The 12,500-nt window shown below is 36.4% G+C and carries 13 protein-coding genes; 8 read left to right on the top strand and 5 right to left on the bottom strand.

The features are described from left to right. The first annotated feature begins 57 nt into the window (after positions 1–57). The 3 genes from BGC7_RS08415 (at position 58) to thrC (ending at position 2,844) form a co-directional block, all read left to right on the top strand. A complete protein-coding gene (locus tag BGC7_RS08415) occupies positions 58–663 on the top strand; it encodes an SIS domain-containing protein (protein ID WP_050701189.1) in 606 nt (201 codons plus the stop codon). A 132-nt stretch (positions 664–795) separates the two neighbouring features. Beyond that, positions 796–1,395, top strand: a complete 600-nt coding sequence (locus BGC7_RS08410) for a hypothetical protein (RefSeq protein WP_050701142.1) — start codon at positions 796–798, stop codon at positions 1,393–1,395. A 150-nt stretch (positions 1,396–1,545) separates the two neighbouring features. After that, positions 1,546–2,844 carry a threonine synthase gene (thrC, locus tag BGC7_RS08405; protein ID WP_050701141.1) on the top strand — a complete coding sequence of 433 codons (1,299 nt, stop codon included), beginning with the start codon at positions 1,546–1,548 and terminating at the stop codon, positions 2,842–2,844. Between the two features lie 66 nt (positions 2,845–2,910). Here the strand turns inward: thrC and BGC7_RS08400 are convergent, their stop codons facing one another. From BGC7_RS08400 to BGC7_RS08380, 5 genes are all read right to left on the bottom strand, one after another. Further along, positions 2,911–3,678 (bottom strand): porin family protein, encoded by a 768-nt coding sequence (locus tag BGC7_RS08400; RefSeq protein WP_050701140.1) that lies wholly within the window; start codon positions 3,676–3,678, stop codon positions 2,911–2,913. Between the two features lie 217 nt (positions 3,679–3,895). Further along, on the bottom strand, positions 3,896–4,501 hold the full coding sequence (locus BGC7_RS08395; RefSeq protein WP_050701139.1) for a porin family protein: 606 nt from the start codon (positions 4,499–4,501) through the stop codon (positions 3,896–3,898). Positions 4,502–4,632: 131 nt separating this feature from the next. Continuing rightward, positions 4,633–5,325: a porin family protein gene (locus BGC7_RS08390; protein ID WP_050701138.1), complete on the bottom strand. Its 693-nt coding sequence runs from the start codon at positions 5,323–5,325 to the stop codon at positions 4,633–4,635. Between the two features lie 159 nt (positions 5,326–5,484). Next, positions 5,485–6,003: an outer membrane beta-barrel protein gene (locus tag BGC7_RS08385; protein WP_050701137.1), complete on the bottom strand. Its 519-nt coding sequence runs from the start codon at positions 6,001–6,003 to the stop codon at positions 5,485–5,487. Positions 6,004–6,094: 91 nt separating this feature from the next. Continuing rightward, positions 6,095–6,631: an HDIG domain-containing metalloprotein gene (locus tag BGC7_RS08380; protein ID WP_050701136.1), complete on the bottom strand. Its 537-nt coding sequence runs from the start codon at positions 6,629–6,631 to the stop codon at positions 6,095–6,097. 59 nt (positions 6,632–6,690) lie between these two features. Between BGC7_RS08380 and BGC7_RS08375 the strand changes: the two genes are divergently transcribed. The 5 genes from BGC7_RS08375 to BGC7_RS08355 all read left to right on the top strand — a co-directional run bounded on the left by BGC7_RS08375 (position 6,691) and on the right by BGC7_RS08355 (position 12,487). Beyond that, entirely contained in the window at positions 6,691–7,857 is a 1,167-nt protein-coding gene (locus BGC7_RS08375) for an exo-beta-N-acetylmuramidase NamZ family protein (RefSeq protein ID WP_050701135.1), read from the top strand. A gap of 6 nt (positions 7,858–7,863) precedes the next feature. Next, positions 7,864–9,012, top strand: coding sequence for a zinc ribbon domain-containing protein (locus BGC7_RS08370; protein WP_050701134.1), 1,149 nt, complete (start codon positions 7,864–7,866; stop codon positions 9,010–9,012). 23 nt (positions 9,013–9,035) lie between these two features. Then, a complete protein-coding gene (locus tag BGC7_RS08365; RefSeq protein ID WP_050701133.1) occupies positions 9,036–10,001 on the top strand; it encodes a hypothetical protein in 966 nt (321 codons plus the stop codon). A gap of 28 nt (positions 10,002–10,029) precedes the next feature. Beyond that, the gene (locus tag BGC7_RS08360; protein ID WP_050701132.1) at positions 10,030–10,983 is read left to right on the top strand and encodes an NAD(P)H-dependent flavin oxidoreductase; all 954 of its coding nucleotides are present in this window, start codon (positions 10,030–10,032) and stop codon (positions 10,981–10,983) included. A 124-nt stretch (positions 10,984–11,107) separates the two neighbouring features. Continuing rightward, positions 11,108–12,487 carry an MltF family protein gene (locus tag BGC7_RS08355; protein WP_050701131.1) on the top strand — a complete coding sequence of 460 codons (1,380 nt, stop codon included), beginning with the start codon at positions 11,108–11,110 and terminating at the stop codon, positions 12,485–12,487. Positions 12,488–12,500 lie beyond the last annotated feature (13 nt).

Below are 12,500 nucleotides of genomic sequence, written 5' to 3'. Positions count from 1 at the left end.
TTGTAAATAAAAGTGATAAAAATTGTATCTTTGGAGCTCAAAAAAAGAAAGAGAGATATGCAAATAGATGAAATCCGTTCTATACTGGAACATGAAGCTGCCTCGATATTGAACATTCCGGCAACTGACGCTTATACAAAAGCGATAGATCTTATTGTGGAACAGGTGAATGTAAAAAAAGGAAAGCTTGTGACCAGTGGTATGGGCAAAGCAGGGCAGATTGCTCAAAATATAGCTACTACATTCAGCTCTACAGGAACTCCTGCCGTATTTCTTCATCCCAGCGAAGCACAGCATGGCGATCTGGGTATCTTACAAGAAAATGATATTGTACTTGCAATTTCCAATTCGGGAAAAACAAGGGAAATAATAGAACTCAGTACATTGGCAAAAAATCTGATACCGGGTATAAAATTTATTGTTATAACGAGCGATACAGATAGCCTATTGGCTCAGAACGCCGATGTTTGCATACTTACAGGCAAGCCGGAAGAAGTCTGCACACTAGGGCTTACCCCAACGACTTCTACTACAGTAATGACTGTCATAGGAGACATTCTGGTTGTGGGAACAATGAGGAGAATTGGATTTACTCCGTCGGACTATGCTAAAAGACATCACGGAGGTTATCTTGGCGATAAGTCGAGAGAAATGAGTAAATAGTCTATCAAAACCAATTTGCGAATTTTTATCTGTATCATACTGGCTGGTAGCCGACATTTATACAATGAAAAGAATAAACGAAAAATAGGCAAAATGTGTAACTTTTGTCACCTTTTAGTTAAAAGTTCATATATGGTGGATAAGAGTAATAGATACAATCTGAAAATTGCAAACCCAATATTGTTGGAAACGTTCTGTAGCAAAAAGAAGAAGAGGTTTATTTTTCCGATCTTGTTTGCCTCTCTGTTTTGTTTCTTTCTCCCTCTATCAATAATACCTTTGCTTCTTACAGACGAAGAAAGTGATGGTTTTTCCGGATTTATTGTTTTCATTATCTTCTTTTGGATAATAAGCTACTACCTTTTCAAATTATATTTATGGAACAAACAGGGAAAGGAAATCTTTATTATAGACAACAGGTCATTTTCTTACTATTCCGACTATGGGCTATTCCGTAACAAAGTTGAGCACCGGAATTATAGTTATATTGGAGTATATTTTTTATACAATAGTAGATTAAGAAGAACATCTGATGCTTATGACGCTTTTATATCTAAGCAAAAAAAGGAGGCTTTAATAAAAACAAATAGCTTAATCTATTTTCAGTTAGACGATGCGCCCCATAGAATTGTTTCGCAGAGAGAGATTCCGATATTAGCTATATTAGAGCTTGGACGAAGATTAGATATAATGGCTTATTATAGATCAGTAAACGAACAAAATAGCTTTTAGAAAACATAACTATTGTTATTAATTCGCTTCTATGTATATACTCTTGTTATCAATAATGATAACCGCGTCGAAATAGCAGTATATTGATACAATTATTGCCAATATAGCATCATTTTATTATTTTTGTTTATTCAATATAACCTAATGTAAATGAAATATTACAGTACAAACAGGCAAACACCCGAAGTCAGCTTACAAGAAGCAGTAGTGAAAGGCCTCGCACCAGATAGAGGCTTATATATGCCTGAGAAAATAAAAGCTCTGCCACAATCTTTCTATGATAATATTGGCAGTATGAGTTTTCAGGAAATAGCATATACTGTAGCCGACGCTTTCTTTGGCGAGGATATAGATGCCGATACACTGAAAGATATAGTATATGATACGCTAAATTTTGATACGCCTGTTGCACATGTAACAGACAATATATACAGCCTCGAATTGTTCCATGGCCCTACCCTAGCCTTTAAAGATGTAGGCGGTCGCTTTATGGCTCGTCTGTTAAGCTATTTTATAAAGAAACAAGGACAAAAGGATGTGAAAGTACTTGTTGCCACCTCAGGTGACACAGGTAGTGCTGTCGCAAACGGATTTCTTAGAGTAGAAGGTATCCATGTATATGTACTATATCCGAAGGGGAAAGTAAGCCGCATTCAGGAATGCCAGTTTACTACGTTAGGCCAGAATATTACAGCAATAGAAGTAGATGGTACTTTCGATGACTGTCAGGCTTTGGTGAAAACAGCTTTTCTGGATGAAGATTTAAATAAAAAATTGAATCTTACTTCCGCCAATTCGATTAATGTAGCCCGTTTTCTTCCTCAGGCATTTTATTACTTCTATGCTTATGCGCAACTGGCAAAACAGGGAAAAGCAAAGAATGTAGTATTTTCGGTACCTAGTGGAAACTTTGGCAATATCACAGCAGGGCTCATAGCTAAGCGTATGGGCTTACCTATTAAACGCTTTATTGCGGCAAATAACAGTAACGATATATTCTACGAATACTTGCAAACGGGAATCTACACACCTCGTCCGTCCGTACAAACAATAGCAAATGCTATGGATGTAGGAGATCCGAGCAATTTTGCCCGTGTTCTTGATTTATATGATAAATCGCTAGATAAAATCAAAACCGATATATCAGGTATCTGGTACACGGACAATAGTATAAGAGAAACAGTGAAAAAGACATATTCCGAAACAGGCTATCTTCTCGATCCTCACGGAGCTTGCGGCTATCAGGCTTTAATAGATGAGCTGAAAGATAATGAAACGGGAATTTTTCTGGAAACAGCACACCCCGCTAAATTCTTAGAAGTTGTAGAGTCTATTATTGGGGCTTCTATTTCAATTCCTGATAAGTTACAAGCTTTTATGAAAGGAGAGAAACAAAGTATCGGTATAAATAAAGAGTTTAAAGAGTTCAAAAATCTGTTATTGAAATAGAGATATAAAATAGAAAAAGCCCGGAACATCCGGGCTTTTTTATAAATTATATAGAAGAGTTGAATATTAAAACTTGTAACCAACAGTAAGATATCCTACTCCGTTTTTCACCTTATCACCGGCATTAGATAGATCTAATAAACCAAAGTCATAATTAAGACCAAAGCCTATTTGGTAATATTCGACAAGAACTCCACAACCTACGCCAAAGTCAAATCTCCTTAATCCTTTGTCGCTGAAAGTATCGGCTTCACGAGCAATACCTTTTTCTATTTGAGCATAGTCGTTAAGAGACATTTCTCCTCCCATTTGCAGACCAGTTTCTCTATCTATTTTCCTAATCATATCTCCTCTTTCTGTATGCCCTCCAATACCATAAGAGACATAAGGACCTCCATGCACAGATAATCTGACAGGACGAGATAACTGAAATTTATAACCTACATGCACAGGAACCTGAAGATAAAATTGATTCATCTTACTATCAGGACTGGAAAGAATGTACTGTGGGCGATCTTCTCTGAAATCGAATTTAGTTCCTTTGGTTAAGAACTGCAATGCCGAAGACAGATATACTTTCCGACTGAGATGATAGTCGAAAGTAAGAGCCAAATTGATACCAAATATATTCTTAGTATCTTCTGCCCATCCTGAAGGTTTATTTGCCACACGGCTTATATCAGGATTTTTTAATCCATTAACCCGAGAAAGGTTAACCCCTGCTCTCACTCCAAATTCGAATGGTCTATCGAAAGTTTGCCATTGTTGTGCATTAACTGAACAAGATATCAGTAAAAACAATATCGCCAGATTGGTTCTTATAAAAGCTTTCATATATCTAAATTAGTCTTTTGTGTTCGTTTTGTAGTTTTTAAATTCTGTATAATGTTTATGAACCTTCTGCAAAGATATGTAAATTTTGTTTATAATTTTCAAACTATTTCAGTATTTAAATAAAAAATAAGGATTTATGTTATGGTTAATAGTTACTTACATAAGAAAAGCCCGAAATATTCGGGCTTTTCTCTATTCGCTATATTCTATCGATCGATTAGAATTTATATCCTAGTGACAGATAGCCGTTCATGTTTTTGACCTTAACATTATCAGCATCCCATACATTCACTAGACCAAAGTCCCATCCTAGACCAACACCAATTTTTCCGAACTCTAATCCGGCACCAATACCTAAGCCAAAGTCAAATTCTTTCAAGCCTCCTGTGCTGAATACATTTTCCTTTTCTTTTCCGAGATCATTTTTAACTGTAGCTTTACCTGCTATTCCGTATGCAACATAAGGTCCAGCATGGAATACCACTTTAGTACCTTCAGCAACAGCCAACTTATAACCAACATGCACAGGTAATTGTAGATACATAGGATTTAGAGTCACCTTTCCAAGACTACTTGTATACTTAAATCCTTTAGTAGTAAGTTCAAGGCCTGTCAACAAATATACGTCTGGGCTTAATGCGTAATCCATTGTTAAACCGACATTAAAACCGACTTTTGCATCCGTATTATTAATATCGCCTGTCATATTAGACAGATTTACCCCTGCCTTTACCCCAAATTCAAGAGGTTTGTCTTGGGCATTGGCATTCACTCCTAATAAAATTGCAACTGCAATAAAACATGTTTTAATCATTGTTTTCATAATCATTGAAATTAATTGTGTTTAAAATAGGGACTTTAATTTTATTAAAATTCGATTATATAGGATATGCAAACATACATATTTTTTAACAAAAAATACAGATGTTAATTAAATACTTCATTAAGCTTTTATTAAAATTTATATGCCACTGTCAGATAAATATTTGCTGTTCTTAATTTTGCATCCGATGGAATTTCTATATTTCTACCTAACATTTCCATCTTCTTACCTCTGTCAGCTATATTGGCCAAACCCAAATCTGCACCCAAGTCAAATACAATAGAGTTCAGCTCAAATCCAAGTCCGAAACCCAATCCAAAATCTACTTTTTTAGCGATCCCTGCATTTCCAAAAAAATCAAACTCTTTTTCGCTTGCTTCTATAGTATTGTCTTCTGCTATTGCATGTCCTTTAATTTTTCCGGCAACTCCATAAGCGAAATATGGCCCAGTGTGTATAGAAACGTTAAGAGCTCTGGATATATACATTTTATATCCTGCATGTATAGGTACTTGTATGTAAGTGGCACTATAATCGACCGGAGTATTTAGTATAACACCTTCGAACAGGTTAAACATATCTTGCTTAGCTCCCTTAGTAGCGATTTCTATTCCTGCACGAAAAAACATCCATTCGTCTAAGTTAAAATCTAACAACACTCCTGCCTGATAACCGACCTTAGAATCCGGCTTATTCTTCGCAACAAGATTTGATAGATTTACACCGGCTTTTACACCAACCTCTATTGTCTTATTTTGTGCTTCTGCATCTATAAAACCAAGAAATAGTACTGTAATAAGAAATACCTTAGGGATATTCTTCATTTTATTTGTTTTTTACCTTTATCAACAAAGATAGTATTTTAGAGTAAGACAATTAATTCAGTAGCTTGTAATTTAGAGCATAATTATTTGTACATAGTAAAAAAAGAGAGCCCTATACGAACTCTCTCTTCTAAACACTACTTTTCTTATTATGTTTATTTAAAATTGGTACATAAAACCAACTGAAATCACAAACTGAGTATAATCTTTTATAAGTGCTTCTTTTGCTTCTATTTGCAAGAAAGTCTTATCTCCTAACGCAATCTGACCACCAAATCCAAGATTAAGACCTAAGCGGTTTTCACTGGTCTTGGCTTCCAGTTCGCCTAGATCTACCCCCGGAATATTAGTCCTTCCCAGATCTAATGTCCATCTGGAAAAAGTCAATCCCCCGATTGGATATAAAGAAACAGCATCGGACACGCCAAATACATAGTGAACATCTGCAGTAGTTCCCCATGCACTTACATTACGTCTATCAAGGTAATATTTATATTCCAAAGCCCCTCTGATATTCTCTGTAAAACCATATTGAGCACGTAGGCCAAGCCCCAGTGACTCTATCTTTGTTCCATAACTAAGGTTTCCGGCTAAAGAGAATTTCCCTTCCTGATCTTGCGCCGAAACCCCATAAACAGAAAGAAAAGAAATAAAAAAGATGATCAATAATTTTTTCATATGTGCATTGTTTTGTCAATAAATTTGTTAATTTAGAACATGCAAAGATATAAAATTTGTGTAATTTTCACACTTGCATTTAATTTATTCGTTACAAGAAAGCTTTTACCCACTCCTCGAATTGCTTCACAGAATGCTCTCCAAACTTGAACAAACTCTTTTTGACCTCATCTATAGATTTCTCATGTCCTATATTAGTCTTCGAAAAAAAGCAATCAGCAAAACAAATTACTTGTTCCTCTACACTTATAGGATACATATCGCGATGTGGCAAAGGAAGCTTCTGCGCTATTATATCTTCTTGAGAAATACCTGTCCCTGTATGTCGTTCACAGACCAAAGCATGATCGGGATACCCAAGTTTATCAAGGATTTCACGACCTAAATAGCCATGACAAATATAGGGAGCTATACCATAACAGTGAATAGATGGTGCATTAGTAAGAAATATCCCAATATCGTGAAGCATTGCTGCCTCTTTCACAAATTGAACATCAATATCCAACTCGGGATGTATATACGCTACAGATAATGCCTTATTTGTAACATCTGTACTATGATGAACCAGAATATTGTAAAGGTCAGAGTCTTTTTTATAAAAATTTTCGATGATAGCTAATGTATTCATTACTCTTAACTCTATAATTTATTTAAAAATATGTAAATTTGTATTTAAACATCCGACAAATGAAAAAGGTTCTTCTTTTATCACTGTTAATACTGCTTTTTTTCTCATGTATTTATGCTTTACCCCCAAATATAAAAACAGGAGCAGACAGAATGGATTTACTACTAACAGCGATCAAAGATAAAAAAACGGCTTTAGTAATAAACCAGACGTCCCTGTTAAAAAACGGAACTCATCTACTCGATACCTTGTTAAGCAATAATGTAGACATAGTTAAAATATTCGCGCCTGAACACGGATTCAGAGGAAAAGCCGATGCAGGGGAGAAAGTAAATAACGGAGTCGATAGTAAGACGGGAGTTCCCGTCATATCGCTATACGGAAAAAATTATAAACCCACTGTAGAGCAATTAAAGAATATAGATGTTATTATATTCGATATACAAGATGTAGGCACTCGCTTCTATACCTATATCAGTACTATGCACTATGTGATGGAGGCTGCTGCCGAAAGCGGAAAACAATGTATAATATTAGACCGTCCTAACCCAAATGACTTTGTCGATGGACCTGTATTAAATCCGAAATACAAGTCGTTTGTAGGAATACACCCTATTCCTGTAGTTCATGGGCTTACAGTCGGAGAGCTTGCAGAAATGATTAATGGAGAGGGGTGGCTTTCAGGGAAGGTAAGGTGTAATCTGAAAATAATCCCTATAGAAGGGTGGATACATGGGCAATTATATGAATTGCCGGTAAGACCTTCTCCCAATCTTCCAAACTCACAAGCTATAGACTTGTATCCTTCCCTGTGCTTTTTCGAAGCTACAGGGGTTAGTGTAGGCAGAGGTACAGACTACCCTTTTCAGGTGCTAGGAGGTACTAATAAGAAATATGGAAAATTTACATTCACACCACAATCGATGGAGGGAGCCCGAAACCCTTTGAACAAAGATAAAGCCTGTTATGGAATAGACTTGCGAACAATGAACGTAGAAAAGAAAATAGACTTAAGTTATTTAATATCTTTCTATAAAAAATCGGGACAAGGAGCTGCTTTTTTTACCAATCCTAAGTTTATGGATTTGTTGGCAGGTTCTAATAGTTTACGCATGCAGATAGTAAAAGGGCTTTCGGCAGAAAGTATTCGTAAAACATGGGAAAAAGATTTGAATACATACAAAACAATGAGGAAAAAATATTTGTTGTACCCAGATAACAATTAGAATATTATGGAAGACGGTAAAAACAAATGTCCTTTGTGTGGAAAAGAGGCAGATGAAGGACAAACCTTTTGCAACAGCTGTAAGGAGATAGCACGCAATGCCTATCCCGACGAACTTCTCACTCATCAGAATGTAGAAGAAATTCTGGAAGAAGAAGGAGAAGAACTACGCAAAAAAGAGATAGAAAATACGGTTTACGAGATTGAAGAGAGTGATACTGATATAGATAATGCTGACGATAAAGTAGAGTTTGCAGCACCACAAAAGAGTAATAAAAAACTTTATATATTTGTAGCAATAGGAATTGCGATTATGATAATTGCAGGAATTGTCAGTTCATACAATATTGCTCAGAACAGAAGTTCGGAAGAAGCAGAGATGGCATATTGGAATAAATGTATAGAAGAAAATACACCTCTGGGCTATTCCAAATATCTGGTTCGATTCTCGGAAGGAAGGTATGCCAAAGAGGCGGAAAGTAAGATAAGGGAATTACGCGAAAAAGAGAAAAAAGAATGGGAAGCTTTACGCAATTCAAATAATGTAGATGCTCTTTTCAGATTTCTGGGAGATCATCCAGAAACACCATACAGCAGGGATATTCGTCACACAATAGATTCTCTCAGCTGGATAATAACAGAAAAGGAAAATACAGCTGAAAGCTATCTTGCTTATCTCGAAAATGTAAAAATAGAGCGGTATAATGGAGAATATCAAGAAATAGCCCAACAAAAATATGATTATCTGAATCAACTAAAAACAATAGAAGGAGAAGGACTATTCGAATTGAGAAAAATAGTCTCTGAATTCTTTAAGGCTCTATCATCAACAAACAGTAAGAATATACAAAAATATTCGACTACCGTTTTAGATAGATTCTTCGATACACAAAAGCAATCGGGAAAAACTGTTGCTGACTCGATAAAAAACAGCATGAAAAAGAATGCTATACGAAGTATCACATATACGCCGACCATAGAATCTCTGGAAGCGATACAAGACAACAAAGGAATTTATTTTGTTACTTTGCCAATGAAAGAGGAGGTGATATTTACAAGTAAAAAAAAGAAAAAAGAGAGCTTCGATTATATACTGAAAATAGAACTCAACAAGGAGAAACTTATAACATCTGTATATAAACAAGATTTTAAATAAAATCACAAACTAACTAACAAGAGATGAGCATATTCACGATTTTCGTTATTATTGCAATTATAGTAAAGATAGTTCAGTATTTTCTCAAAGGCAACGAAGAAAGTCAAAGTTCTGATGACAGATGGCAATCGCATCATACAACATTGGCGGAATCGTCCGATGACGAGGGATATGATAGCGAATATATAGAGAGCGACTTCGACTTCTACACCTTCGAAGTATATCCAGAGGAGGAGGAATTTAGTTTCACGACCGACGACGAGACATATGACTTTTCTTACAGCGCTCTGAAAGACTTTTCGGTAAAAACAACTAACGATGCTGTAATCTCTATTACCCTGATAACAAATATCCCTGACAAATCACAGGTAACAATAGAGTGCTTCAACAGAGTGAAGGTCTTTGCTCAGTTACCAAGTCATAATAGAAATATAGCTGATCTGAACCGCATATATGAAGTAGAGAGAAGGAAAGTAGAGAGAATAAAAGAAGTTTTAAACGAAATATTGTATCAGAATAATCCTTCTTCTCATATCAATGAAGAAGAAGGTAAAAAAGAGGAAACTGATTTTGTCGAAGTTAAGGCGGAAGAAGTAACACTTCCGATACCGACTGTAAATATATTCGATATCTTAGATTCTGTAAAGGACAATAAAAATATGGTATTAATGGAGGAACCGAAAACAGCAGATACGTTTCCGGAATATACAGTTGCAGAGGAAATAGAAGAACCAGAGATGACACCGATAGTTAGAGAAACTTCAAATGAAAACATCTTTAATGAAGAAAGTATATATAATCAGCAACCTGAGATTACAGAAAAAGTAATCCCGGAAGGAAAAACAAGTATAACAATAGATGAGGTAGAAGAATTATCGAGGGGTAAATTCCTGGATTACAGCATACAGTCGGCAATAAGTGATGCTAAAATGAAAGGTGATAAGGAAATATACATCACAGAAGAAGAGTTGGAAAAACTAAAACAATAATATTTTAATTATATATAATAAATCGACAATGAGCAATAGAATAACATCTCTATTTGGTATAAAATATCCTATAATATCGGGAGGAATGGTTTGGTGCAGCGGATGGCGTTTAGCTTCTGCCGTTAGCAATGCAGGCGGATTAGGGCTTATAGGAGCCGGTTCGATGCATCCGGAAGTGCTACGCGAGCATATACAAAAATGTAAGGCTGCAACAGACAAACCTTTTGGCGTCAATGTCCCTTTAATGTACCCTCAGATAGAGGAGATTATGGATATTATCATTTCGGAAGGAGTAAAGGTTGTTTTCACCTCAGCAGGAAATCCGAAACTATGGACTAAAAAATTGCAGGAGCATGGTATCATTGTAACACATGTGGTATCCAGTTCCAAATTTGCGATCAAATGTGAAGAAGCCGGAGTAGATGCTGTTGTAGCAGAAGGCTTTGAAGCCGGAGGGCATAACGGAAGAGAAGAAACATCGACAATGGTTCTCATTCCTCAAGTAAGACAAAGCATATCTATCCCGCTTATTGCAGCCGGAGGGATAGGTACAGGAGGCGGAATGCTTGCCGCTTTTGCTTTAGGAGCAGAAGGCGTACAGATGGGAACACGATTTGCTCTCACTCAGGAAAGTTCAGCTTCGCAAGAATTTAAAGACCTTTGTTTGGAACTTAAAGAAGGAGATACTATTTTGTCTCTTAAAAAGCTAAGTCCGACCCGATTGGTCAAAAATGAGTTTTACAATTCGGTGCAAACAGCAGAAGATCGTGGAGCATCAGTAGAGGAAATGCGTGAACTACTTGGCCGTGGACGTTCCAAAAAAGGAATATTCGAAGGCAACCTTATAGATGGTGAATTGGAAATAGGACAAATCAGCTCTTTGATAAACGATTTACCGACCGCCGAGCATATAGTAAACAGCGTAGTAGCAGAATACAATATCAAGGTAGAAGATATAACTTCACGCAATATAAAGTTCTGATTATAAGTTTATCTATAACAGAAACAATAGATAAATACAGCAAAAAAGTAACAAATAAAAAACACCCGAAAAGTGTAACCTTTGTTACTTTTTTGTTAAAGTAAAAATCTCAAGACTAATTATCATGAGCAAGCAACATTTCACCTACATTCTTACATGCCTTTGCCTGTTCGTTTCTTGCAAAGAAAAAAAGCTGCCTCCACATGACTTCGAGCAGATAAAAGCCAAAGAAGAATTGACTATCATAACTCTCAATAGCTCCACTTCATATTTTATATATAAAGAAGAGCCAATGGGATATGATTATGATCTCGCTCAAGATTTCTGCGACCATCACGGGCTTAAGCTCAATGTGAAGGTAGCAGAGAACGTAAAGCGGCTGGTAGAAATGCTGAACAACGGAGAAGGAGATTTGATTGCATACGAGCTTCCTATACAAAACGAATTGAAAGATTCGGTCACATATTGCGGATTGCAGCAAGTAACTCATCAGGTGCTTGTGCAGCAAGCCAACAAAAGGGACACAATAATAAATGATGTGACCGGACTGCTTGGTAAAGAAGTGTATGTAGAAGCCAATACCAAATATCATCAGCGCCTTTTAAATCTGGACTCGGAACTGGGAGGTGGAATAAAAATACATACTGTAAATGAAGACACCATCACTAGCGAAGATCTGATAGAAATGGTATCGACAGGCAAAATAAAATATACTATAGCAGACGAATATATAGCAAAACTAAATCGAACCTATTACAGAAACATAAACATTTCTCTACAAGTAAGCTTCGAACAACGCTCTTCGTGGGCTGTAAGAAAAGATGCACCAAAATTGGCAGAGGCTTTAAATGAGTGGTTTGCATCTAATGACAATACACCTGTTTATAGGAGTATTACAAAAAAATATTTCGAACTTAGCAAACAACCATTCGAAGGAGACTATGAAGTCCCTAAAAACCTACCCAAAGGGGCAATCTCAATATATGACGAACTGTTTAAGAAACATACTAAAGGGACAAAATATGATTGGCGCTTTGTTGCGGCCATCTGTTATCACGAATCGCGATTCCAAAACAATTTAACTTCGTGGGCAGGGGCAGCAGGCATTATGGGGCTGATGCCTCGTACAGCTAAATCGCTAGGAATAACCAGTGAAGACAGAATGAATCCCGATCTTAGCATAGGTGCAGCCATAGAACTACTGGACAGGCTGGATCGCATTTTTAAGAATGTACAAGGAATGCCGGAACGAGAGAAATTTATACTGGCTGCATACAATGCGGGTAATGGGCATGTGAACGATGCTCAGGCGCTGGCAAAAAAATATGGTGCAAATCCTTATATCTGGGATGGAAACGTGCAGAAATACCTTGAACTGAAAAGTAATCCCGAATACTACAACGATCCGGTGTGCAAAAGTGGATATTTCAGAGGTGGAGAAACAATGAAATATATCAACAACGTATTATCTACGATCGAAAGATTCAAGAAGATTAGCCCATAATATAAAAAATGAG

The sequence above is a fragment of the Dysgonomonas sp. BGC7 genome (genome assembly GCF_001261735.1).
GTDB lineage: Bacteria > Bacteroidota > Bacteroidia > Bacteroidales > Dysgonomonadaceae > Dysgonomonas.
This window is presented reverse-complemented; position numbering and strand designations above follow the sequence as displayed.